Below are 25,137 nucleotides of genomic sequence, written 5' to 3' on the forward strand. Positions count from 1 at the left end.
ACAAATAACACACGATGGGGTGCTTGAACCATGTCCGCCTTCTTCGCCGAACGCGCGCTGCTGCCTAACGGATGGGCCAACGATGTACGTCTTGAAGTCAGCGCCGACGGCCTGCTGACTCACATCCAGGCCAACGCCAGTGCGGAAGGTGCAGAGCGGCTCAAGGGCCCGCTGCTACCCGGCATGCCCAACCTGCACTCCCACGCTTTCCAGCGAGCCATGGCCGGGCTGGCGGAAGTGGCCGGCAATCCCAACGACAGCTTCTGGACCTGGCGCGACCTGATGTACCGCCTGGTGGGCAAGATCAGCCCTGAACAATTGGAGATCATCGCCCGCCAGCTGTACATCGAAATGCTCAAGGCCGGCTACACCTCGGTGGCGGAATTCCACTACGTGCATCACGACACCGACGGCCAACCCTACGCCGACCCTGCCGAGCTGTCCCGACGCATCAGCCAGGCCGCCGCCGGCACCGGTATCGGACTGACCTTGCTGCCCGTGCTGTACAGCCATTCGGGATTCGGCGGCCAGGCCCCCAATGACGGCCAACGCCGCTTTATCAACAGCACGGAAAACTACCTCCAGCTGCAACAGCGCTTGCAGCCTCTGCTGGCGCAACAGGCCAACCAGCAACTGGGCCTGTGCTTTCACTCGTTGCGCGCGGTCACGCCACAGCAGATCAGCGAAGTCCTGGCCGCCAGTGACCGCCAGTGCCCGGTGCACATCCACATTGCCGAACAGCAGAAGGAAGTCGACGACTGCCTGACCTGGAGCGGACTTCGCCCACTGCAATGGTTGTATGAAAACGTCGAGGTGGATCAACGCTGGTGCCTGGTCCACGCCACTCACGCCAATCCGCAAGAAGTCAGCCTCATGGCCGAAAGCCGGGCCATTGCCGGCCTGTGCCTGACCACCGAGGCCAACCTGGGCGACGGCATCTTCCCGGCGGTGGAGTTCCTCGCCCAAGGCGGACGCCTGGGCATCGGCTCTGACAGCCATGTGTCTTTGAGCGTGGTGGAAGAACTGCGCTGGCTGGAGTACGGCCAACGCCTGCGGGACCAGCGTCGCAACCGTCTGTACCGCGCGGACCAGCCCATGGTCGGCCGCACTTTGTACGATGCCGCGCTCGATGGCGGTGCCCAGGCGCTGGGGCAACCCATAGGTACATTGGCCGTGGGCAAGCGTGCCGACTGGCTGGTACTGGATGGCAACGACCCTTACCTGGCCACGGCGGATGGCGACGGGATTCTCAACCGCTGGCTGTTTGCCGGCGGCGACCGCCAGGTACGGGATGTGATGGTGGGTGGCCAATGGGTCGTGCTTGACGGCCGTCACGCCGCCGAAGAAGACAGTAACCAGGCCTTCACCCAGGTCCTGCGCGACCTGCTCAACTGACCCATAGGCATAGGAGCCGGCTTGCCGGCGAAAGCGTCCATGAGAGCGCCTTCGCTGGCAAGCCGGCTCCTACAGGTCTATTTCGAGGTCTGGGCCATGGCCGAGTCCGACACCCGCCAGATCAACCGCGTGGTGTCATAACCCTGCTGACGCGCCTTGCTCAGCAACTCTTCACGCACCGTCTCGTTGACCTCCGGCGTGCGCGACAGCAACCACAGGTAACGGCGGTTCGGATTGCCGACAATGGCGGTCTTGTAGTCATCGCTGACATACAACACCCAATAGTCGCCCTTGGTTGCCCCCGGCAGCAGTCGCGAGAACCAGTTATCGAACTCGACCCAGAGCTTGTCGGTCTTGCCCGGTACCTGAGGCGTTGCCGTGCCACGAGCCTCCTCCCACTTCCACTCCGGAGTCAGGCAGCGGTTGAGCACCGCCACGGTGCCATCCGGCAGCAAGGTATAGCGGGCCTCGGATTGCGCGCAGTTACGCTGGAAATACATCGGCAACCGCGCCAACTCGTACCAGGTCCCCTGATAGCGCTTGAGATCGACGTGGTTGATAGTCTTGGGCGCCAGCGAATCGTCCCGGGACGTGGCGCAGCCGGCCAAGAGCAGGCCGACCAGAAGAGTGAAAACAAAACGCATCATTATTTTTCTCCCGCGGGCCCGAAGCCCCGGTTTTTACTTCAGGCCTTGCCCGGAAAACATCAGAACCTTGTCACCGGCATACTGCACGCTGATAAAGCTGTTCTTGTCACCCCAGGTGCAACTGGACATGCCCAGCGCGCCCGAACAGTCAGTCGGCTTGCCCAGGAGTTGTTCAACCTCGGCCTTGGGCATGCCCGCCGAGAGCTTGGAATAGTTTTCCTGATTGACCTTGCTGCACGCAGCCAGCAGCACGCAGAACGACAACAGAGCGAGAGAACGCAGGGACATGGTGAACTCCTGGACGAAAGGGGGAAGGCCTGTCAGCCAACCAGAAGCTTAGAAGAGAAAAGCCCCTTCTGGTTCCCCGGAGAGCCGGGTATTTCTTGCCCGGCTCTGTGGGCATTTTCCCGGTAAATCAAACACCTTTTCGCCTTGCCCTGCTGTTCGTCGGTTTTTCTCCACGAGGCCTCATCTTCAGTAATGGCCAGTCGACATAACTGCAGCGTAAAGCCCTCCACTGTGGCAAATTGACGCCCCTCGTTGACCAGCCCATCGCGGTAGTTCACTTAATGACCAGCAATATGAAATTCAGCCACAAGATCCTGCTTGCCGCCGCCCTTGTGGTGGCCGTCGCGTTCGCCTGTTTTATTCTGTTCAATGACTACCGACAGCGTGAGGCCCTGCGCAGCAGCACCGAGTCCACCATGCAGGAACTGGGTAGCCTGACCACCAGCAATATCCAGACCTGGCTGGAAAGCCGCATCCAGCTCCTGCAATCTTTGGCCCAGCAGATCGCCGTGGACGGCAACGGCGCCGACAGCCTGAAACGCAGCGTCGGCCTGCCCGCCTACACCAGCAACTTCCAGCTCAGCTACTTCGGTGGCCAGGACGGCGTGATGTTCTCGGTACCGGCCGGCAACCGCGCCGCCGACTACGACCCCCGCGCCCGGGGCTGGTACAAGGCGGCCAACAGCGCCCAACAAACCATAGTCACCGAACCCTATATCGCCGCCTCGTCCGGCAAGCTGGTGATCACCGTCGCCACTCCGGTGCAACATCAGAACCAGATGATCGGCGTGGCCGGTGCCGATATCGATCTGTCGAGCATCAGCGCCATCATCAATTCACTGAACTTCGGCGGCCATGGCCAGGCTTTCATCGTCAGCGCCGACGGCAAGATCCTCATCCATCCCGACAGCAAGCTGGTACTCAAGAGCCTCGCCGAGGCCTATCCCACTGGCGCGCCGAGCATCAGCCCCGGTCTGAAAGAAGTGCAACTGAACGGCAAGACCCAGTTCATCTCCTTCACCCACGTCAACGGCGTACCCTCGGCCGACTGGTACGTGGCTCTGGTCCTGGACAAGGACACCGCCTTCGCCGTGCTCAGCGAATTTCGCACCTCGGCGATCATCGCCATGCTGATCGCGGTGGTGATCATCATCAGCCTGCTGGGCATGCTGATCCGCATACTGATGCAGCCGCTGCATCTGATGGGCCGAGCCATGCACGACATCGCCGAAGGCGAAGGCGACCTGACCAAGCGTCTGGTAATCCACGGCCACGACGAGTTCGGCACCCTGGGTATGTCGTTCAACCGTTTCGTCGAGCGGATCCACAGCTCGATCCGCGAAGTCTCCTCGGCCACCGGCCAGGTCAACGAAGTGGCCCTGCGGGTGGTCGCCGCCTCCAACTCGTCGATGTTCAACTCCGACCAGCAAGCCTCCCGCACCAGCAGCGTGGCCGCCGCCATCAACCAGTTGGGCGCCGCTGCCCAGGAAATCGCCCAGAACGCCGCCCTGGCTTCGCAACACTCCAGCGATGCCCGCAGCCTGGCGGAAGACGGCCAGCAGGTGGTGGACAAGACCATCGCCGCCATGCAGCAGCTGTCGGCGAAGATCAGCAGCTCCTGCGACAACATCGAGACCCTCAACAGCAACACGGTGAACATCGGGCAGATCCTCGAAGTCATCACCAGCATTTCTCAGCAGACCAACCTGCTGGCCCTCAACGCCGCCATCGAAGCGGCACGGGCCGGGGAAGCCGGTCGCGGTTTCGCGGTGGTGGCGGACGAGGTGCGCAACCTCGCCCACCGCACCCAGGACTCGGCGCAGCAAGTGCAGAAGATGATCGAGGAGCTGCAAGTGGGCGCCCGTGAAGCGGTGGGCACCATGACCGAGAGCCAGCGCGAGAGCGAAAGCAGCGTCGGCATCGCCAACCAGGCCGGCGAACGCCTGGGCAGTGTGACCCAGCGTATCGGCGAGATCGACGGCATGAACCAGTCGGTGGCCACCGCCACCGAAGAGCAGACCGCCGTGGTGGAGTCGATCAACGTCGACATCACCGAGATCAACACCCTCAATCAGGAAGGGGTGGAAAACCTGCAAGCCACCCTGCGCGCCTGCGCCGACCTGGAACAACAGGCCAAACGCCTGCAGCATCTGGTGGGCAGCTTCCGTATCTAAGGAACAGCTTCGCCGGCAAGCCGGCTCCTACCGCAATTGCGTAGGAGCCGAGTTGCCGGCGAAAGCGATCTTAAAAACGCGAACCGGGCTCGCGCAGGAAAGCCAGCTCTTGGGCAGTGGACTCACGGCCGAGGATGGCGTTGCGATGGGGAAAGCGCCCGAAGCGGGCAATAACTTTCTGGTGCCGTTCGGCGTAGTCCAGATGATCGGCGAACACCGGACGATCTTCCTCCGGCTGTGCGTCATGCAGGGCAGCAAAACGTGAAACCCCTTCGTTCTGCACCGCCAGGTGCTCGCAATGCTCGAACACCAGGTAGATGAAGCTGCGCTGCATGGCCGGTAATTGCCGGTCGAGGTCCGCGGCAATGCCCTGGGCCACCAGTGCCTGGGCACGGGTATCGCCGGAGAACGCCTTGGGAGTATCGCGATAGATCATGCGTGGCAGTTGATCGAGCAACAGCACCAGGGCCAGCCAACCTTGGGGACTTTGCGTCCACCCGGTCAATCCGCCGGCCAGTGCCTGCTCCACCAGGGCCCCGAAGCGCTCACGCGCCTCAAGGTCCTGACTGTCACGCTTGCCGAACCACAGCAGGCCCTTTTCCGCCACGATGTCCGCCGGTTTGTCGGCTGAACCGAACCACCAATCGAGCAAGGGCTGCCAGGGCGCGGCCATGTTTTATTCCTTGTGGTACGCGGTGACGCGAGCCACTTCTTCCTTCGAACCCAGGAACACTGCCACACGCTGGTGCAGGCCTTCAGGCTGAATGTCGAGAATGCGCTTGTGGCCATCGGTGGACGCGCCGCCGGCCTGTTCCACCAGGAACGACATCGGGTTGGCTTCGTACATCAGGCGCAGCTTGCCCGGCTTCTCCGGTTCGCGGCTGTCACGTGGGTACATGAACAGGCCGCCACGGGTCAGGATACGGTGCACGTCGGCCACCATGGCCGCGACCCAGCGCATGTTGTAGTTCTTTTTCAGTGGACCGGTATCACCGGCCAGCAGCTCATCAACGTAGCGCTTGACCGGGGCTTCCCAGTGACGCTCGTTGGACATGTTGATGGCGAATTCCTGGGTGGATTCCGGGATCTTGATGTCTTCGTGAGTCAGCACGAAGCTGCCCATTTCACGGTCCAGGGTGAAGCCTTTGACGCCGTCGCCCAGGGTCAGCACCAGCATGGTCTGTGGGCCGTAGATGGCGTAACCGGCAGCGACCTGCTGGGTGCCCGGCTGCAGGAAGGCCTTTTCGTTCAGGGCTTCGTTCTGGCTCAGGTATTCGTTAGGGCAGCGCAGTACCGAGAAGATGGTGCCAACCGGTGCGTTGATGTCGATGTTGGACGAACCGTCCAGTGGGTCGAACACCAGCAGGTAGGCGCCTTTCGGGTATTTGCCCGGGATCTGGTAGGCATTGTCCATTTCCTCGGACGCCATGCCGGCCAGGTGACCGCCCCATTCGTTGGCTTCGAGGAGGATCTCGTTGGAGATCACGTCGAGCTTCTTCTGCACTTCGCCCTGCACGTTTTCCGTGCCCATGCTGCCCAGAACACCACCCAGGGCGCCTTTGGACACTGCGTGGCTGATCTCCTTGCAAGCACGCGCCACCACTTCGATCAGGAAGCGCAGATCGGCAGGAGTGTTGTTGCTGCGGGTCTGCTCAATCAAATAGCGACTCAGGGTAACGCGGGACATGGAAGGCTCCGGAGGAATGGGGGGCTAAAAACCCGCGCAGTTTAACGCGAGTCGGGGCGCATTTCCTCCTCTCAGACAGGGAACCGGCAGATAGAGTTCAGGCGCCCGCTTCAGCGTAGCCACAAAACCGCAGGCAGGATGGGCGTCCGTGGCGAGAGAGCTTGCTCCCTCGCCACAAGCGCCCGCCTCAGGCCGCGGGTTTGCGCAACATGCTGAAGGCCATGCCGCCCAGGGCCAGCACCCCCAAGAGCAATACCGCCCACAGGCCGATTTTCTTCCAGTCCGGCCCGCTGGCCGCCACGGCAGCAGCAGGAGCGGCAGTGGCCGAGGCCAGTTGCGCCGCGCCCTCGACCTTGGCCTGGCCCAATTGCTTGAGGCGTTGCGGGCTGTAGTCGGGGATCAGGGTCGCCAGCGGCAGGTTGGCCGCACTCGCAGTGGGGTTGCCCAGGGCCAGAGTGTAAGGCCCGGCACCCCGGGCCAGGAATACCAGTTGGGTGCCGCGCACGGCGAACTCCAGGCTCGGGGCCTCGGCGCCCAGACCGCCGCCGCGCTCGTCCACCACCAGCTTGAGTTGCTGCACAGTCTGCCCCGGCAATTGCAGTTCGTTCTGTTGCACGTCCTGGCCGTTCTGGGTCAGGCGGTACAGCAGACCATTGCCCAGGGGCTGCCACGGCAGGCTGCTTTCACGGCGCCCATACAGCGTGGCCGGGGCCAGGCTGTTGGCCTGGGTGAGGGCAATCCGTACCCGTTCCAGGTTCAGGCCCATGGGCAACTGCCAGGTGTACTCGCCGGCCTTGCCACTGCTGCCTCCCAGGGGCTGCGACCACACCAGCGGCGATGGCAGGCTGCTGGTAGTGCTGCTCTGCAACTGGGCCGAGGTCAGCACCGGCGCCGCTTGCGGGGTGTTCCACAACAGGCGCAGGTAGCGCGCCGTCTGCCCGGGCAAGGCCACTTCATGCTGCTCGACCCGCTCGTCGGCGAACGACAGGCGCGCCACCTGGCCTTCGCCCCAGGGCTGCCAGTGCTGCAAGTCGTCACTGGCCTCGATGCTGAACCGCTGGAAGCCGTCGCGCTCGCTGTTCCAGTCCAGCACCAATTGCTGCAACGGTGCCTTGATCGCGCTGGCATCCAGCAACCAGCCGCGCAGGACTTCCTCCCCGGCCTCCATCTGCGTGGAAGGCTGGACCTCCACCAAGGTGCCATTGGTGGTGGACTGCACCCGCACGCTGGGGATGCTGTCGGCGGCGTCCGCCGAGTTGTACAGCGGGAACCACTTCACATCACTGAGCTTGCGCTGCTCGGTGGTCTGCGCCTGCTGGCGCGCCAGGGCATAGGCCTGGGGCTCGCCGGCGGCGTTGAATACACGGATGTCCCGCAGGTCGGTCTGGCTGGCGTGCAGTTGCACCGCCAACGGCAACTCCAGGCGATACCAGGGGCCTTCGCCGCTCAGGCTCAGGGGCGCCAGAGACCTGAAATCCCCCGGTTTGTCCTGGGCCGCGGCGGACAGCGCCACACACAGGCCAACAGCCCCCAACCAGCCCAGGCTCAGCTTCGCACTCACGATGACACTCCTTCATTCAACGGTTTGCCGGGCTCGGCTTCAGCCTCGGCGCGCTTGGGCGGCAATGGGGCGAAATAGCCCACCACCAGCAGCAATACTCCCACCCCGATGAACGAGACGATCCGCGCCAGCCCGCCACGGTTGCTCAATTCCACCAGGAACAGCTTGGCCACCACCACGGCGATCAGCACCGCACCAATCAGCCACACTTCGCGGCGATGGCGCAGATGGCCGCCGATCATCAGGCTCAGGGCAATCAGGGTCCAGACGATGGACAGCCCGGCCTGGACCATCATCGACTCAAGCAAGGCATCCGCCTGGAACGGCACACCGCTCCAATGGTGGGCGGCCCGCATCACCAGCACGGTAAAGAAGGCGAACAGCGACAGCCCCGCCACCAGTTGCGTGGCGCGCTCGGCGTAATCGGCGCGGATCGCCAGCTCCTGCACTGCACTGCGAGACCACACATAAACCCCGAACAAGGCAAACAGCAGCCCCAGCTCCAGGGGATTGAGCAATGGCAGATAAGGCAGCGGCTCGGCCCGGCCATCGCTGAAGGTATTGGCCAGCCAGAACCAGCCCAGCATCAATACCGCCAGAGGCAGCGCGGCATACAGGCGGTACTCCCGGGAATGCGCGGCAACCGGCCACGGCCAATGGCGCGGCGCAGCCATGGCCACCAGATACAGGCTCGGCAGGATCGCCCAACCCAACCAGCGCCAGGCGTTGTACTGCTCGGACAACAGCAGCAGGCCATAACGCAGCTCCAGGGCCAGCACGCCGATCAGCAGCCAGCAACCCAGCACATGGGCAATGCTCAGGATCCGCGTCGGCAGCCATGCCGCCAGGCGCCGCAAACTGAAGAAGTGCACGGCGAACAGCAGGGCCCAGGCCAACCAGCCCAGATCCGCCGCCGGGTGATAACGCGGCGCCCAAGCCGCCAGCAGCACCAGTGCCCCCGCCGGTATCAGCAGGCTGCACACCAGCCCCAGGGACTTCCACTGCAGTCGCACCGCCAGCAGCGCGCAGAGCAGCACACTGGCCGCGGTGATCAGCAGCAACAGGCTCGCCTGCCAATGGGCCGGGGCGAAGCGCAGTACTTCCTTGAGCCAGGTAAAGGCCCACCAGCACGCGCCCCAGGCCAGCAACAGATCGGACAGGTGGCCCAGGCTCAAGGCATCGAAAGCCGAACCATGATTGCCCCGCTGCAGACGCCAGGCGCCCACCAGGGCCGCCAGGGCCAGCACCATCGGCGTCCAGAAGTCGCCATTGGCCAGGGGCCGTGCAGCGTCCGCCGCCACGAAATACCAGTCCGAACCGGCCAGCAGGAAGGTGCTGCCGCCAATCACCTGGAGCACCAGGCCGAAGACAAAACTGGCCCGCTGCTGCAAGTACAGGCTGAGCCAGATGATCAGCAGGCCACTGGCAGCCCAGACACCACTGGCCGTGCTCCACGGCAGAACGAACAGCACCGCCAGGTTGATCATCATCAACCCGGCCAGCAGCACCAGGGACAGGCCTCGCAGCAACCGCGGATCACTGCGCACCATGTGATTGCGGGCGGCCAGGAGCATGCCGCCGATCAGCGCCAGGCCGATCAGCGAAGCGCTCATCAGGCCGCTCCAGCCGGCGCTGAACACTGCACCGGCATCGCCGTCCGCGCCTTGCAGGCGCATCAGGAACAGTGCACCGCCCAACAGCTGCACGGCGAAGGCGGTGAACAGGAAGGTCCGTGATTGCAGACGCAGGCCGACAAACAGCGTTGCCAGCCCGGCCAGTGCCCAACTGATGGCCGTGCCCTGGGTGAACAGGAACAGCGGCGCCAGCAGGTACAGGAAAGCCAGCCCGGCAACCGCCAGGATCGGCGCAATGCCCTGCTCCCAACTCGATACCTGGGTCTTCTGCGCCCGCCGCAACTGGTCGAAGCTGAACAGCAACGCGATACCGAGCAACAGTGCGCCCAACGGCGCACCGTCCAACAGACTGGATTCGCCAGGCCGCAGCTCACTGAGGAAGGCCAGGGCCGAGCCCACCTGCAACAGCAAGGCGAAGGCCCGGGCCAATGGGCGCTGCTGGCGCAGGCCGAGCCAGAAGATCCCCGCGCCCTCCACGGCCCAGGCGGCCGAGGTCCAGCGGGCATCGAGTCCCAGTGGAATGGCCAGACTGGCGAAAATCACCCCCAGGGCCAGGCAGGTTTCACCCAGCAACAGAGCGCGGCCGCCCATCAGCACCCGCGCCAGGACCATGTAGATCAGGCCCAGGGCCAGGGCGCTGAAGGAGGCAGCGAATTCCAGATGCTGGACCAGCGCCAGCTGCAGGCCGAAGCCCACCAGCGGCGGGCCGAAGAGCATGCTGCCGTCGACGTAGTCGCCCTGGCGCGCGGACCAGTGCAGCAGCGCCTGACGATCGGCGCCCACCGGAGCATCGGTCATTTCCAGCAGTTTGCGCCGGGTGAACAGCAGGCCGATGGCCAGGTACATGAGGAAGAACAAGATCAGGAACGGCTCGGTGCTCCACAGCAGCTCCGGAGTATAGGAACGCAGGCCCCAGGCGAAACCGATGCCGAAGGTGCCGACAAAGCCGATCAGGTTGAGCAGGCGCCAGGCCTTGAACCAGGCAATGGCGAGGATACCGGCGTTGAGCAAGGCGAAGTAGCTGAACAGCGCCACATGGCTGCCGGCGCCAGTGGACGTCAGGATCGGCGCGGCAAAACCGCCCAGGGCGGCGGCCGCCGCCAGGGCCAGGGCATCCTGGGTAATGGCCAGGATCGCCGAAAACACGGTCACGGCCACCAGCAGGCCCAAGGCCGCGGAAGGGTCGAGCAACGGATGCAGGCGCATGGCTGCAAACACCGTCAGGTAGAGCACGGCGATGCCGGTGCCCTGCAGCATCAGCGCGTAGTTGCTGTTGCGTCGCCGCAGCCACCAACCCAGTCCCAGCAGCCCCAGGGAGCTGGCCGCCACCCCGGCATAACGCAGTTCGATGGGCACCACCATGCCTTCGGTGGCGTAGCGCAGGAGGAAGGCCAGGCCGAGGAACAGCAGCACCACACCGACCCGCAGCACGGTGTTGCCACCAAACAGCCAGGTGCGCGCACCGCTGATGGCGCGCTCGATCAGGTTCGGTTGCAGATCCACAGGGGCCGCAGGCTGCTGCGGCTCCCGGGACGTCGCCTGGGGCGCGGGTTGCCAGACCGAATCCGGCACCGGCTGGCTGGCTTCCATTGCCGCGACAGGGCGCACCGCAGCGGGCAACTCCCAGACCAGCTCGGGGGCCACCGGCACCGGCTCCACAGGCTGGACTTCATCCAGAATGAATTCAGGCAGCTCTTCGCGTTCCGACGCGGCGCTCATGCTTGCGCTGGCCTCGGCAAGCGGGGCACTCGGGGGAGCTGACGCGGGTTCGGCAGCGGAGCCACCGTTGCTTTCCAGCAGGGCCAGACGCTGGCCCAGCGTGGTCAAGGCCTTTTTCGCCTGTTCCAGCTCGCGGTGCTGGTCGACAACTTGTCGCTGCAGGGCGCCGAAACGAATGGCCAGGCCGACGGCCAGGCCCAGCAGCGCACCTATCAGGGCATCGCTGATGGACTCATCAACGATCCACCCCAGCACCATCCCCAACAGCATGAACATCCATTGCATGTGTCGATATCCCTAAGCGGTCCACTAAAGGACAGGTACAGCTGTGTTGACGCTTTCGCCGGCAAACTGGCTCCTACGGAGATTGTAGGTGCCGGTTTGCCGGCGAAGGCCGGTCCCCGATTGGAAGCTGAGCGCGGCTCAAAAGACACCATCCGGGAGATAAAATCGCCGCTCAGTATATCGACCCGGCCCAATAAACGTTGGGCCTTGTGCACAGTTCGAACATTTTCCAGAACGCCTCACTCCAGCGCCTTCCAGATCTGCGTGGCGTATTCACGGATGGTCCGGTCCGAAGAAAACCAGCCCATGCGCGCCGTGTTGAGCACCGCAGAGCGCCACCACTCCTTGGAGTCGTGCCAACGCTCCTCGACTCGGGCCTGGGCACTCCAGTAAGCATCGAAATCGGCACAGACCAGGAACCGGTCGTAGTCGATCAGGGAATCGATCAGCCCGATGTAGCGCGACGGATCATCTGGAGAGAACACCCCGCCACGAATCGCCTGCAGCACATCGTTGAGCCGATGGGAGGCAGCGATATCCGGCACCGCGCTGAATTCGCCATTGCGCTTGCGCGCCTCAACCTGCTGGGCGCTGAGGCCAAAAATGAACATGTGTTCGGCGCCCACCTGCTCGCACATTTCGACGTTGGCGCCATCCAGGGTGCCGATGGTCAGGGCGCCGTTGAGGCCGAACTTCATGTTGCTGGTGCCCGAAGCCTCGAAGCCGGCGGTGGAGATCTGCTCCGACAGGTCGGCGGCGGGAATGATGCTTTCCGCCAGGCTGACGTTGTAGTTGGGCAGGAACACCACTTTGAGCAGGCCGCGCACTGTCGGGTCGTTGTTTACCGTACGGGCGATGTCGTTGGTCAGTTTGATGATCAGCTTGGCCTGGTGATAACTGGCGGCTGCCTTGCCGGCGAAGATCTTCACCCGGGGCACCCAGTCGGTTTCCGGCTCGGCGCGGATCGCCTGGTACAGCGCCACGGTATGCAGCAGGTTGAGCAATTGGCGCTTGTACTCGTGAATGCGCTTGACCTGCACATCGAACATCGCCGCCGGGTTGACCGCGATTCCCAGACGCTCATGGATGATTGCCGCCAGGGCGCGCTTGCTGTGCAGCCGCTGTTCGGCGAACTGCTTGCGAAAGGCCGCTTTCTCGGCAAAGGGCTCAAGACCCAGTAGCAGTTCCTCGGGATTGTCCAGCAGTTCGGGGCCCAGGGCGTCCACCAGCATTTCGGTCAGTTGCGGGTTGGCCTGGTATAGCCAGCGGCGGAAAGTGATGCCGTTGGTCTTGTTGTTGATCCGCTCGGGGTACAGCTTGTGCAGCTCGGAGAACACCGTGCTGCGCATCAACTGGGTGTGCAGTCCGGAGACGCCATTGACGCTGTGGGAGCCGAGAAATGCCAGGTTGCCCATGCGCACCCGGCGACCGTTGTCTTCCTCGATCAGCGACACCGCCCGCAGTACGTCGAAATCATGCAGGCCCTTGGCCCGCAAGGAGTCGATGTGCTGGGCGTTGATCAAATAGATGATCTGCATGTGCCGTGGCAGCATGCGTTCCATCAGGCCCACCGGCCAGGTTTCCAGGGCCTCGGGCAACAGGGTGTGGTTGGTGTAGGACAGGGTTTCCACGGTGATCTGCCACGCCGCGTCCCAGGCGATGCCGTGCAGGTCCACCAATTGGCGCATCAGCTCGGCCACAGCGATCGACGGGTGGGTGTCATTGAGCTGGATGGCCGCGTGCTCGCCGAGGCTGAGCACCGAGTCGTGCATGTTCTTGTGGCGCCGCAGCAAATCCTGCAACGACGCCGAGACGAAGAAATACTCCTGGCGCAGGCGCAGCTCCTGGCCCGCCTCGGTGCTGTCGGCCGGGTACAGCACCCGGGAGATGCTCTCGGCCCGGGCCACTTCTGCCACGGCGCCCAGGTGGTCTCCGGCGTTGAAACGCTCCAGGTGCAAATCCTCCATGGCCCGGGCTCGCCACAGACGCAGGGTGTTGACACTGGCCCCACGCCAGCCCACCACCGGGGTGTCGTAGGCCACTGCCCGTACGGTTTCCGCCGGCCACCAGACCTGGCGAGTGTTGCCCGCCTCGTCGGTCACAGTGTCGACGCTGCCGCCAAAGCCGATGGAGTAGATCACCTCGGGGCGCTCGAACTCCCAGGGGTTGCCGAAATCCAGCCAGTGTTCGGTCTGCTCCTGCTGCCAGCCGTCGACAATCGCCTGGCGGAACAGACCGTGCTCGTAACGGATACCGTAGCCGTGACCGGCGAGGCCCAGAGTCGACATGCTCTCCATGAAACACGCCGCCAGGCGACCCAGGCCGCCGTTGCCCAGGGCCGCATCGGGCTCCAGCAAGCGGATGCGCTCCAGGTCCACCCCCAGATCGGTGAGGGCCTCACGGGCCACGTCCAGCAGGCCAAGATTGCTCAGGCTATCGAACAGCAAGCGGCCGATCAGGAACTCCAGGGACAGGTAGTACACCCGCTTCTGCCCCTTGCGATACATCTGTCGCGTGTGATCCATCCAGTGGTCGACCATATGGTCCCGCGCAGCCAGGGCAATGGCCTCGAACCAGTCGTGGTCGAAGGCGTGATCCGGGTCTTTGCCTACCGCGTAGGTGAGTTTGGTCAAGACGGCTTCGCGAAAGGCGGCCACCTCAGCGTCGCGAACAAGGGATTCCTGAGTCATCGATACGACCTCTGACGAGATACACAGTGAGCATGGAATGGTCTGAGCCTAGTCGGTCTGACACGGAGCGAAGGCTCTGGTTCGGCGCTGTTTCAAATGGCTCGGCTCAAGAGGGAGTCTTCTGCGCCTGCGGGGAAAAAGATGCAGATGCCGTGCCGCCAGGGACTAATCACCAAGCACGAAAGAAAAATCCGACCTAAAGTCGTTCAAAAATCCACCAGTCCCGGTATGATCGCGCGCCCTGGAACATGCCGGAACCACCACCTTGATGAAGTCCAACCTGATCGCCGCCGCGGAAATCGACCGTCTCGATACCTGGGCCAAATACACCGCGCCCATGTGCGGTTCCTGCATGTCCAGCTGCTGCACCCTGCCGGTGGAAGTGAAGATCAAGGACCTGATCCGCATTGGCATCGTCGACGAATTCGAGCGCGGCGAACCGGCGAAGAACATCGCCAAGCGCCTGCAGAAAGAAGGCATCGTCGAGCGCTACAACCAGAAGTCGGAAATCTTCACCCTGCAGCGCATGAGCAACAACGACTGCCTGTATCTGGATCGTAAAAGCCGCCTGTGCACCATTTATGACAAGCGCCCGGACACCTGCCGCAACCACCCGAAGATCGGTCCACGTCCGGGCTACTGTGCCTACAAGCCCAAGCCCCAGGAGCGCCCGACCAATACCAGCAGTCGGACCCTGGAACGCTTCTGAGCCCGATCGGCTAGCGGGAGCCCTCCCCGCGCACAAAAAACCGGCACAAAAAAAACGCCCCCGACCGCAAGGCCGGGGGCGTTTTCATTCAGCCGGAACTAAAGACTCAGTTCTTGGCTTTCTTGGCAGCGCGGGTACGCTCGCTTTCATCCAGGATCTTCTTGCGAAGACGGATGGACTTAGGCGTCACTTCGCACAGCTCGTCGTCCTGGATGAATTCCAGAGCCTGTTCCAGGGTGAAGCGAACAGGTGGAACCAGGGCGATGGTTTCGTCCTTGCCCGAAGCACGCATGTTGTCGAGCTTCTTGCCTTTGGTTGGGTTCACACCCAGGTCGTTGTCACGGCTGTTCAGACCAACGATCTGACCGTTGTAGATTTCCTGACCGTGTTCAACGAACAGCTTGCCACGCGCCTGCAGGGTTTCCAGGGAGTAGGTCAGTGCCTTGCCGGTTTCAACCGAAACCAGAACGCCGTTCTGACGGCCGGACATGTCGCCGGACTTCATCACGTCGTAACGATCGAAGATCGAGGTCAGGATGCCAGCACCGTTGGTCAGGGTCAGGAACTGGTTACGGAAACCGATCAGACCGCGAGCAGGGATGTTGTATTCCAGACGTACACGGCCCTTGCCATCCGGCACCATGTTGGTCAGGTCGCCCTTACGCAGGCCCATCTCTTCCATCACCTTGCCCTGGGATTCTTCCGGCAGGTCGATGGTGACGTTTTCGAACGGTTCGTGCTTCACGCCGTCAACCAGACGGATGATCACTTCTGGACGGCCTACAGCCATTTCGAAGCCTTCGCGACGCATGGTTTCGATCAGTACCGAGAGGTGCAGCTCACCACGGCCGGAAACCTTGAACTTGTCGGCCGAGTCGCCTTCTTCAACGCGCAGAGCAACGTTGTACAGCAGCTCTTTGTCCAGACGTTCCTTGATGTTACGGGACGTCACGAACTTGCCTTCTTTACCGCAGAATGGCGAGTCGTTGACCTGGAAGGTCATGGAAACGGTTGGCTCGTCAACGGTCAGAGGCTTCATCGCCTCGACGGTGTCCGGGTGGCACAGGGTGTCGGAGATGAACAGCGAGTCCATACCGCTGATGCACACGATGTCGCCTGCAGCCGCTTCTTCAACGTCCACACGGTGCAGACCGTGGTGACCCATCAGCTTGAGGATACGACCGTTACGCTTCTTGCCAGTGGCGTCGATAGCCACGACTGGAGTGTTCGGCTTGACCCGACCACGAGCGATACGGCCAACGCCGATCACACCCAGGAAGCTGTTGTAGTCCAGTGCGGAGATCTGCATCTGGAACGGACCGTCACGGTCAACAGCCGGCGCAGGTACGTTGTCGACGATCGACTGGTACAGCGGGGTCATGTCTTCAGCCATTTCGGTGTGGTCCAGACCGGCAATGCCGTTCAGGGCCGAGGCGTAGACGACTTTGAAGTCCAGCTGTTCTTCAGTGGCGCCCAGGTTGTCGAACAGGTCGAAGATCTGGTCCAGAACCCAGTCAGGACGCGCGCCCGGACGGTCAACCTTGTTGATCACCACGATTGGACGCAGGCCGGCTTCGAAAGCCTTCTTGGTCACGAAACGGGTTTGCGGCATAGGGCCGTCTTGAGCGTCGACCAGCAGCAGCACGGAGTCGACCATGGACATTACGCGCTCAACTTCGCCGCCGAAGTCGGCGTGGCCCGGGGTGTCCACGATGTTGATGTGGTAGCCGTTCCAGTTGATGGCGGTGTTTTTGGCCAGGATGGTAATGCCGCGTTCTTTTTCCTGGTCGTTGGAGTCCATCACGCGCTCGTCGTTGAGCTCGTTGCGCTCCAGGGTGCCGGATTGACGCAGGAGTTTGTCTACCAGGGTGGTCTTACCATGGTCAACGTGGGCAATGATGGCGATGTTGCGTAGATTTTCGATCACTTGTGTATCTCGATCAGAGGATTCGGTGTGCTGACAAATGCTGGCAGCGATTAACAATAGATTCAGGCCTGGCCGTTACAGCTGGACGGCGGCGTCGGGGGGCCGGTGACGCAAGCCACAGGCGAACATCCCCGGGCACTTAGCTCGGTCTATAAACGCGCACATTGGCATGTCCCTCACTGAGCAGATGGTGAGCATGCAGGCGACTCATGACGCCTTTGTCGCAATACAGCAGGTACTGGCGCGTAGGGTCCAGTTCCTTGAAGCGGGCGTTCAATGCATAGAACGGCAGCGCTTTTACTTCGACGCCAGGCAGCTGCAGCGGGTCATCTTCCTCGGCATCCGGGTGACGGATGTCGATGACGATCTGACCGGCCAGCGCTTCACTGACTTCTTCAATCTGCAAATCCTGGCCCAACTCGTCGATCACTCGATCGATCGGCACCAGTTTGGCCCGCTCGATCGCACGCTCGAGCACCGCCATATCGAATTCTTTCTCTTCATGCTCGACGCGATGGCGCTTGGCATGGGTCTTGGGGTTCACCGAGATGACCCCGCAGTACTCCGGCATGTGCTTGGCGAAGTCGGCGGTACCGATTTCGACGGCCAGGTCGATGATGTCCTGCTTGTGGCTGGCGATCAGCGGACGCAGTACCAGCTTCTCGGTCACGCAGTCGATTACCGACAGGTTCGGCAGGGTCTGGCTGGACACCTGGGAAATCGCCTCGCCGGTCACCAGCGCGTCGATGTGCAGGCGGTCGGCGATGCTCGACGCGGCACGCAACATCATACGCTTCAAAATGACGCCCATATGACTGTTGTCGACTTTGCCAAGGATTTCCCCGAGCACTTCCTCGAACGGCACGCTGACGAACAGCACCCGCTGGGAGCTGCCGTACTTCTTCCATATATAGTGCGCGACTTCCATCACGCCCAGTTCGTGGGCACGTCCGCCCAGATTGAAGAAGCAGAAATGCCCCATCAGGCCGCGGCGCATGATCTGGTAGGCCGCCACGGTGGAATCGAAACCGCCGGACATCAGCACCAGGGTCTGTTCCAGGGCGCCTAGCGGGTAGCCGCCGATGCCATTGTGCTGGCTGTGGATCACGAACAACCGTTGGTCGCGAATTTCCATCCGCACTTCGATTTCCGGCTCTTTCAGGGAAATGCCGGCGGCGCCGCACTGCCGACGCAGTTGGCTGCCAACGTACTTTTCCACATCCATGGAGCTGAATTCATGCTTGCCGGCGCGCTTGCAGCGCACCGAAAAAATCTTCCCGGGCAAGGCCTCGCCGAAGTGCTGCTTGCACTTGGCAACGATGTCGTCGAAGTCGCCCAGAGGGTACTCGTCGACCTGCAGGAAATGTGCGATGCCGGGCATGCAGCTCAGGCGCTCGGTCAGGTCCTTCAGGGCCTTGGGCTCGCTGAGGGCGGTTTCCAGTTCGAGGTTGTCCCACACACCATTGACCACCACGGCCGGGTCCAGATCGCGGAGCACGGCACGGATGTTCTTGGCCAACTGACGGATGAAACGCGTCCGTACCGGGCGGCTCTTGATGGTGATTTCCGGGAAAACTTTAACGATTAGTTTCATGAAAACAGCGCGCGCTGGGCCAGCCGAAAAAGGGGGGCGCGGATTATAGCGGAAATTGCTCAAGGTTTAACCAGTTAATGTGCAGAAGGTTTTCAATGCACCAAAACGGGTCATTTATCAAAGAAGACGCTACATTGCAGTGCGCCAAATGCCGGCATTACGCCAAATCCGCTGCAGAAAGCGTGATTTTGGGGCAGAAAACCCATCTCGGGGCACTGGCATGCAATTTGCTCCCTTGTGAGGCAGGTTGCCATGGCAGAGTATTCGCGCCGGCATCACCCACATTCTAAGGGCACTCCAACACCAAGCCCGAAGCCACCCCGGAGGACACTATGTCGAAGTCGGTTCAACTCATCAAAGATCATGACGTCAAATGGATTGATCTGCGCTTCACTGACACCAAGGGCACTCAACATCACGTGACCATGCCGGCTCGTGATGCGCTGGATGAAGACTTCTTCGAATCCGGCAAGATGTTCGACGGCTCCTCCATTGCTGGCTGGAAAGGCATCGAAGCCTCCGACATGATCCTGATGCCGGACGACGAAACCGCCGTGCTGGACCCGTTCACCGAAGAACCGACCCTGATTCTGGTCTGCGACATCATCGAACCTTCGAGCATGCAAGGTTACGACCGCGACCCACGCGCCATCGCCAAGCGCGCCGAAGAGCACCTGAAAGCCACCGGCATCGGCGACACCGTATTCGCCGGTCCAGAGCCAGAGTTCTTCATCTTCGACCAAGTGAAATTCAAGTCCGACATCTCCGGCTCGATGTTCAAGATCTACTCCGAACAAGGTTCCTGGATGTCCGACCAGGACATCGAAGGCGGCAACAAGGGCCACCGTCCAGGCGTCAAAGGCGGCTACTTCCCGGTTCCACCGTTCGACCACGACCACGAAATCCGTACCTCCATGTGCAACGCACTGGAAGAAATGGGCCTGACCGTTGAAGTTCACCACCACGAAGTGGCGACTGCCGGCCAGAATGAAATCGGCGTCAAGTTCAACACCCTGGTGAAGAAAGCCGACGAAACCCAGACCCTGAAATACGTCGTGCACAACGTGGCCGACGCCTACGGTCGCACCGCCACTTTCATGCCTAAGCCACTGTACGGCGACAACGGCTCGGGCATGCACGTGCACATGTCCATCTGGAAAGACGGCAAGAACACCTTCGCTGGTGAAGGCTATGCCGGCCTGTCCGATACCGCCCTGTACTTCATCGGCGGCATCATCAAGCACGGTAAGGCTCTGAACGGCTTCACCAACCCGGCAACCAACTCCTACAAGCGTCTGGTTCCAGGCTTCGAAGCCCCGGTCATGCTGGCCTACTCGGCGCGCAACCGCTCCGCTTCGATCCGTATTCCTTACGTGTCGAGCCCTAAAGCCCGCCGTATCGAAGCCCGTTTCCCGGACCCGGCTGCCAACCCGTACCTGGCCTTCGCTGCTCTGCTGATGGCCGGCCTGGACGGTATCCAGAACAAGATTCACCCTGGCGACGCTGCTGACAAAAACCTGTATGACCTGCCGCCTGAAGAGGCCAAAGAGATTCCACAAGTTTGCGGCAGCCTGAAGGAAGCCCTGGAAGAGCTGGACAAAGGTCGTGCGTTCCTGACCAAAGGCGGCGTTTTCAGCGACGACTTCATCGACGCTTACATCGCCCTGAAAAGCGAAGAAGAGATCAAGGTCCGTACCTTCGTACACCCACTCGAATACGAGCTGTACTACAGCTGCTGATCCGCAAGCCGCGTGATCAAGAGGCCTCCTTCGGGAGGCCTTTTTTATGCCCGCGCATTTGCCCTGCCCGGGGTGGTTGCGTGCATCATGGGCGCCGACCTTCTCTTATCAGCCGAGCCCACCCATGACTTCGCGCCTCAATCTGTGCCTCGCCCTGACCTGCAGCCTGCTCACTACAGCCGCCTGCGCCACCGAAGCTCCCGCCGCTCTCGCCCCATTGCTGGACAGCATCGGCGAACGCCTGGCAATTGCCGATCAGGTGGCCCTGAGCAAATGGGACAGCCACAAGGCGGTGGAGGACCGTCCTCGGGAACAGCAGGTGATTGCCGGCGCTACGGCCCAGGCCGCCACCTATCACCTGAGTGAGGAAACGGTCGGGCAGTTCTTCGCCGCCCAGATCGAAGCCAACAAACTGCTGCAGTACGCCAGGCTGTCCAGCTGGCACCTGCAAGGCCTGGCGCCGGAAACGCCGCGCCAGGACCTGGCCGGACAGATCCGCCCACAACTCGATCAGTTACAAAAACGCCTGCTGCAGCAACTGGCCGACTTCAGCTCCCATCGCGGTGATCGCCAATGCCCGCAATGGCTGGCCCAGGCCAATCAGGCCGCCAGCAGCGACCCGTTGCGGCGGCTGGCAATGATTCGCGCTACCGCTGAGTTATGTGTGTTCAAAGGTTAACCGCGCCCGCGCCCAGCCTCACGCCGCCCTATGCTGAGCCTTTCAACCGCACACCCGTAATGGGCTGGAATCACCGTGATGCGCATCGCTGTTTTTTGCCTGCTGTGGATAACGGCGCTGCCCGCCAGCGCAGAGCCTTACACACAACTGCAGTTGCAGGGCGTGCCAGACCACGGCGCGCTGCGGGCCAACAACGGCAGCTTCAATGTGCAGGTGACGCTAGCCCCGGACTTGCAGCCGCAGCATCGCCTGCGTCTGCTGCTGGACGACCAGCCTTATGGAAGCCCCAGCCGAGGCCCCGAGCTGCCGCTGGTGAATATCGACCGCGGCCAACATCGCCTGGCGGTGCAGATCCTCGACGGCGCGCGGGTGCTGCAACAGAGTCCGAGCATCACCTTCAGCCTGCTGCGAGCCCATCGTCGTTGAGCGCAAACCTCAACCGCGCACCACCCCGCTGGCCAACAGCTTGGCGATAGTTGACTCATCCAGCCCCAACCCCTGCAGCACCGCGCGGGTGTCCTGGCCCAGGGCCGGCGGCGCACTGCGATAACTGGCCGGCGTGCGCGAAAGCTTCACCGGTGAACCCACACCCCGATAATCCCCCATCTCCACCAACAGGCCGCGATGCCGGGTATGGGGATGAGCCACCACCTGATCCACCGTGGCAATCGAACCGCAAGGCACTCCCAGGCCAATCAGCCGCGGCGCCAGCGAGGCCCCATCGTGGGCAGCCAGATGCCGCTCCAGCGCCTGCTTCAAGGCCTGGCGATTGACCGAGCGCTGGCCGTTATCGGCAAACCGCGGGTCTTCCAGCAACTCGCTGGCCCCCAGTTCCTGGCACAGCCTGGCGAACTGTCGATCATTGCCAACCGCGAGGAAGATCGGTTCGCCAGCCGTGCAATAGCTGTCGTAAGGGGCAATGTTGGGATGGGCATTTCCAGTGCGTTTCGGGGGCTTGCCGGAGGCGAAGTAGTTCGGCAGATGAGGGTGCAGCAGGGAGACACCGCAGTCATACAGGGAAATATCCAGAGACTGCCCAAGGCCACTGCGCTGACGTTCGTTGAGGGCCAGGAGAATCCCCGCCAGAGCATTGAGCCCGGTGACCATATCGACGATCGGCAGGCCGATGCGCAATGGCCCGCCCTCGCCTTCACCGTTGACACTCATCAAGCCGGCCATGGCCTGGATCACCGCGTCATAGCCGGGCAAACCGCCCAGGGGGCCATCGGCGCCAAAGCCGGAGATCGCGCAATGGATCAACCCCGGGAAACGCGGGCTCAGCACCTCCTGAAAACCGATGCCCCAGCGTTGCAGGGTGCCGGGCTTGAAGTTCTCCACCAGCACGTCGGCGCCTTCCAGCAATTGCATCAGCAGGGCCAGGCCCTCGGGGCGCGACAGGTCGACGGCAATCCCCTGCTTGTTACGGTTGATGCCGCGAAAGTACGAGGCGTCGTCGCCTTCGAACGGCGGCCCCCAACCCCGGGTCTCATCGCCACTCAAAGGCTCCAGCTTGATGACTTCGGCGCCATGGTCGGCCAGGGCCTGGGTACAGTAGGGACCGCCCAGCACGCGACTCAGATCGATGACTTTCAGGCCCGCCAGGGCCCCTTGGGCAAGCTTCATCTAGGTACTCCGCACATCGGAAAGGGACGGCCAATCAGGCCGGCAGCAACTGCATGGCCTCGGCTTGCGACAGCGGGCTCTCATTGGCCAGGCGCGCCAGCAATTCGGCATCGATGGCCGGCTCCAGGCTCAAGGGGTCCCGTGGCAGCACCTTGTGCGCCAGCACCAGATGAGCCAGGGCCAGGCGTCGATAATCCGGAGCCTGGCGCACGGCCTCCCAGGCCATGAAGATCGCGCTGGTCAGGTGATACAGCACGCTGCCGAACTGCCGCACCTGCTCATCCCGCCGTTGTTGCGCCACCGCACTGAAGCCAGTGACCGTGCGCAGCAGGGCCGAATCGAACAGCCGGCGGCTGACGTCCGGCAGATCGGCCTCGGCCAGCAGTGCCGTCAGATAGCCTTGCAAGGATTCCAGCGCCTGCTCACGGGTCACCGCCCGGGCAATGTCCAGCGCGACGATATTGCTGGTGCCCTCCCAGATCGAACCCAGATGGGCATCGCGTACCAGCCGGGCATCGCTCCACTCCTCGATGTAGCCGACCCCACCTCGCACCTCCATGGCATCGCCGGTGACCCGCCGAGCGTCGCGGCAGGCGCGGAACTTGATCAGCGGGGTGAGAATCCGCACACATTTGCGCGCCGCCTCGTCACCGCCATCGGCCCGGTGCAGCAAGCTGGCGATCTGCATGAACATCGAGCGCGCCTGCTCGGTGGGCAGCATCATCTTCAGCAACTGCCGCTGCATCAGCGGCATCTCGATCAGGTACTTGCCGAAGGCCCGGCGCTGGCGGGCGATGAACAACGCTTCGTTGACCCCGCGGCGCATCAGCCCCGCCGCCCGCACGCCGTTGGACAGCCGCGACATGTTGACCATGTCGGCCATCTGCTGGAAGCCACGACCGACCTCGCCGATCAGGTAGGCGCTGGCGCCTTCCAGGGTGATCTCGCCACTGGCCATGGAGCGGCTGCCCAGCTTGTCCTTCAGGCGCTGAATCCGATAGTGGTTGCGCGAACCGTCGGCCAGGACTTTCGGCAGCAGAAACAGGGTGACCCCGGCCATGCCCGCAGGCGCCTGTTCCGGGCGCGCCAGGACCATGGCCAGGTCGGCATCCGGGTTGGAGCAGAACCATTTCTCGCCGTACAGCCGCCATTGGCCGTCTTCCAGCCGGGCGCGGGTTTCGGTGCGCGAGACATCGGAGCCGGCGGCCTGCTCGGTCATGAACATCGCCCCCTGGAACAGCTCGTCGAAATCCTGGGACTGCAGCTGCGGCAGATAACGCTGCACCAGCTCAGGCGCGCCGAACTTGCGCAGGGTGCGGGCCAGGGAGTCGGTCATGCTCACCGGGCAGCACAGGCCAAATTCCGCCTGGACGAACAGATAGGTCAGGGCGTACTTGACCAGCGGCAGCGGCCCGTCAGGGCGATGGCTCATGGAGGCCAGGCCCAGCTCGGCGTAGGCCACCCGCTCCAGGGCGACATAGTCCGGGTGCTTGGCAATGCTTTGCAGGTTCTCGCCGCGGCGGGTGCGGGGCTGCAACACGGGCGGGTGCTTGTCGGCGGACAGGGCCAATGCATCCAGCTCGCCACCGGCCCGGGCGCCCAGGCGCTGCAAGGTCGGCAGCCACTGCTGGCAGACCTCCGGCGGCAGGTAGACCTTGAGCAATGCGCCCAGGCCGGCGTCGCATTCAAACAGGTTGATACCACGGCTGTCGGGGATGTTCAGGCTGTCTTCAATAGGGCGGGGCTCGGCGGTCATGGCGCGTCTCCTGATTTTTGTAGGCCGAGACTAGAGCCGCCTTCGATAAGTATCTAATACAAAATTGATCAACTACGATAAGTAATCCAGATCGTAGAGGCAGGATCACATGGACCTCAAACAGCTGCGCTACTTCGTCGCCGTGGCCGAGGAACTGCACTTCGGGCGGGCCGCAGCGCGCCTGTGCATTTCACAACCGGCGCTGAGTTTCGATATCAAGAAGCTTGAAGGGCAACTGGATCTCCAGTTGCTCAACCGCAACAACAAGTCAGTGAGCCTGACCAACGCCGGTCAGGTGCTGCTGGGCGAGGCGCGCTACCTGCTGCTGCGGGCCGACCAGGCACGACGCCTGACCCAGCGTTCGGCCGAAGGCTTTGCCGGACGCCTGAGTGTGGGTTTCGTCAACTCGATCCTGCACCGCGGCCTGCCCCAGACGGTCAAGGCCTTCGAGCGCGATCATCCGGACACCGAGATCGTGCTGATGGAAATGAACAGCGCCGCTCAGGCCCAGGCCCTGCAGCGGGGCCAGATCGATATCGGTTTCGTCCACGGTGGCACCTTCGCCGCCGGCATCCACAGCGAGACACTGCTGGCCGAACCCTTTCTCTGCTGCCTGCCCCAGGGCCACCGGCTGGCCCGACAGGCGCAAGTCGACCTGGGGCAATTGGCCAATGATGACTTCATCCTGTTTCCACGGGAGGTCTCGCCCCACTACCACGACCTGATCATCGCCCGCTGCGTGGCCGCCGGATTCAGCCCGCGCATCCGTCACGAGACTCGGCTCTGGCAAACCGTGGTGGCGATGGTGGCCCATGAGATGGGGGTGGCGCTGGTGCCCCAGACCCTGGCCCTGCTCGGCCAACCGGGAGTGCGTTACTGCGAGATCGAAGGCAAGGGCGCGCCTTCAGAGATCCTGGCGATCCATCTGGCGGACCAGCCTTCGGCCGCAGCCGACAGCTTCCTCGCCATGTTCCGGGCCTTGCTGCAACCGGCAATCACAGGGGAGTGAGCGCCACGCGGCGATACGAAA

At 62.7% G+C, this 25,137-nt stretch carries 19 protein-coding genes and 1 pseudogene; 8 read left to right on the top strand and 12 right to left on the bottom strand.

Annotation, left to right across the window (positions count from 1 at the left end; translation table 11 throughout):
• Positions 1-30: 30 nt before the first annotated feature.
• Positions 31-1,395, top strand: a complete 1,365-nt coding sequence (locus FW796_RS15450; protein WP_446439529.1) for a formimidoylglutamate deiminase — start codon at positions 31-33, stop codon at positions 1,393-1,395.
• Between the two features lie 77 nt (positions 1,396-1,472).
• On the opposite strand, the gene FW796_RS15455 is transcribed toward FW796_RS15450, so the two are convergent.
• Genes FW796_RS15455 through FW796_RS15465 form a run of 3 tightly spaced genes read right to left on the bottom strand, consistent with a single transcriptional unit; the run spans position 1,473 to position 2,608 of the window.
• Positions 1,473-2,042, bottom strand: coding sequence for a lipocalin family protein (locus tag FW796_RS15455; RefSeq protein ID WP_346634209.1), 570 nt, complete (start codon positions 2,040-2,042; stop codon positions 1,473-1,475).
• Between the two features lie 33 nt (positions 2,043-2,075).
• The gene (locus FW796_RS15460) at positions 2,076-2,330 is read right to left on the bottom strand and encodes a hypothetical protein (protein WP_011058771.1); all 255 of its coding nucleotides are present in this window, start codon (positions 2,328-2,330) and stop codon (positions 2,076-2,078) included.
• A 32-nt stretch (positions 2,331-2,362) separates the two neighbouring features.
• The gene (locus FW796_RS15465) at positions 2,363-2,608 is read right to left on the bottom strand and encodes a hypothetical protein (protein WP_446439530.1); all 246 of its coding nucleotides are present in this window, start codon (positions 2,606-2,608) and stop codon (positions 2,363-2,365) included.
• Between the two features lie 138 nt (positions 2,609-2,746).
• On the opposite strand from FW796_RS15465, the pseudogene FW796_RS15470 reads away from it, so the two are divergent.
• Together FW796_RS15470 and FW796_RS15475 are read left to right on the top strand one after the other, a co-directional pair.
• Positions 2,747-3,646, top strand: a pseudogene (locus FW796_RS15470) (HAMP domain-containing protein); the annotation flags it as partial.
• 93 nt (positions 3,647-3,739) lie between these two features.
• Positions 3,740-4,504, top strand: coding sequence for a methyl-accepting chemotaxis protein (locus FW796_RS15475; protein WP_404942744.1), 765 nt, complete (start codon positions 3,740-3,742; stop codon positions 4,502-4,504).
• Positions 4,505-4,574: 70 nt separating this feature from the next.
• Here FW796_RS15475 and FW796_RS15480 read toward each other — a convergent pair whose 3' ends face one another.
• The 5 genes from FW796_RS15480 to FW796_RS15500 form a co-directional block, all read right to left on the bottom strand.
• Complete coding sequence (locus FW796_RS15480) at positions 4,575-5,177, bottom strand: DUF924 family protein (RefSeq protein WP_346634206.1); 603 nt, start codon at positions 5,175-5,177, stop codon at positions 4,575-4,577.
• 3 nt (positions 5,178-5,180) lie between these two features.
• Positions 5,181-6,191 (bottom strand): class 1 fructose-bisphosphatase, encoded by a 1,011-nt coding sequence (locus tag FW796_RS15485; protein WP_346634205.1) that lies wholly within the window; start codon positions 6,189-6,191, stop codon positions 5,181-5,183.
• A 187-nt stretch (positions 6,192-6,378) separates the two neighbouring features.
• Positions 6,379-7,752: a DUF3999 domain-containing protein gene (locus FW796_RS15490; protein WP_446439531.1), complete on the bottom strand. Its 1,374-nt coding sequence runs from the start codon at positions 7,750-7,752 to the stop codon at positions 6,379-6,381.
• Positions 7,749-11,390 (bottom strand): DUF2339 domain-containing protein, encoded by a 3,642-nt coding sequence (locus FW796_RS15495; RefSeq protein ID WP_446439532.1) that lies wholly within the window; start codon positions 11,388-11,390, stop codon positions 7,749-7,751. The genes FW796_RS15490 and FW796_RS15495 overlap by 4 nt, the downstream gene beginning before the upstream one ends.
• A 239-nt stretch (positions 11,391-11,629) precedes the next feature.
• A complete protein-coding gene (locus tag FW796_RS15500; RefSeq protein WP_346634202.1) occupies positions 11,630-14,080 on the bottom strand; it encodes a glycogen/starch/alpha-glucan phosphorylase in 2,451 nt (816 codons plus the stop codon).
• A 265-nt stretch (positions 14,081-14,345) separates the two neighbouring features.
• Between FW796_RS15500 and FW796_RS15505 the strand changes: the two genes are divergently transcribed.
• Positions 14,346-14,789, top strand: coding sequence for a YkgJ family cysteine cluster protein (locus tag FW796_RS15505; protein ID WP_170002055.1), 444 nt, complete (start codon positions 14,346-14,348; stop codon positions 14,787-14,789).
• 106 nt (positions 14,790-14,895) lie between these two features.
• Here FW796_RS15505 and typA read toward each other — a convergent pair whose 3' ends face one another.
• Both typA and thiI read right to left on the bottom strand, forming a co-directional pair.
• Entirely contained in the window at positions 14,896-16,716 is a 1,821-nt protein-coding gene (gene typA / locus FW796_RS15510; protein ID WP_041751915.1) for a translational GTPase TypA, read from the bottom strand.
• Between the two features lie 139 nt (positions 16,717-16,855).
• Positions 16,856-18,310, bottom strand: coding sequence for a tRNA uracil 4-sulfurtransferase ThiI (gene thiI / locus FW796_RS15515; RefSeq protein WP_346634201.1), 1,455 nt, complete (start codon positions 18,308-18,310; stop codon positions 16,856-16,858).
• A gap of 332 nt (positions 18,311-18,642) precedes the next feature.
• Here thiI and glnA point away from each other — a divergent pair, with 332 nt between their 5' ends.
• The 3 genes from glnA (at position 18,643) to FW796_RS15530 (ending at position 21,154) form a co-directional block, all read left to right on the top strand.
• Complete coding sequence (gene glnA / locus FW796_RS15520) at positions 18,643-20,049, top strand: glutamate--ammonia ligase (protein WP_016965623.1); 1,407 nt, start codon at positions 18,643-18,645, stop codon at positions 20,047-20,049.
• A gap of 124 nt (positions 20,050-20,173) precedes the next feature.
• Positions 20,174-20,728, top strand: coding sequence for a chorismate mutase (locus tag FW796_RS15525; RefSeq protein WP_446439533.1), 555 nt, complete (start codon positions 20,174-20,176; stop codon positions 20,726-20,728).
• Positions 20,729-20,806: 78 nt separating this feature from the next.
• The gene (locus tag FW796_RS15530; protein WP_346634199.1) at positions 20,807-21,154 is read left to right on the top strand and encodes a hypothetical protein; all 348 of its coding nucleotides are present in this window, start codon (positions 20,807-20,809) and stop codon (positions 21,152-21,154) included.
• A gap of 9 nt (positions 21,155-21,163) precedes the next feature.
• Here FW796_RS15530 and FW796_RS15535 read toward each other — a convergent pair whose 3' ends face one another.
• Both FW796_RS15535 and FW796_RS15540 read right to left on the bottom strand, forming a co-directional pair.
• Positions 21,164-22,351 carry a CaiB/BaiF CoA transferase family protein gene (locus FW796_RS15535; protein ID WP_446439534.1) on the bottom strand — a complete coding sequence of 396 codons (1,188 nt, stop codon included), beginning with the start codon at positions 22,349-22,351 and terminating at the stop codon, positions 21,164-21,166.
• A 34-nt stretch (positions 22,352-22,385) separates the two neighbouring features.
• Positions 22,386-24,107: an acyl-CoA dehydrogenase family protein gene (locus tag FW796_RS15540; protein ID WP_446439535.1), complete on the bottom strand. Its 1,722-nt coding sequence runs from the start codon at positions 24,105-24,107 to the stop codon at positions 22,386-22,388.
• A 109-nt stretch (positions 24,108-24,216) separates the two neighbouring features.
• Here FW796_RS15540 and FW796_RS15545 point away from each other — a divergent pair, with 109 nt between their 5' ends.
• Positions 24,217-25,116: a LysR family transcriptional regulator gene (locus tag FW796_RS15545; RefSeq protein ID WP_346634196.1), complete on the top strand. Its 900-nt coding sequence runs from the start codon at positions 24,217-24,219 to the stop codon at positions 25,114-25,116.
• Positions 25,117-25,137: the final 21 nt, after the last annotated feature.

This window comes from Pseudomonas sp. 910_21 (assembly GCF_052850735.1).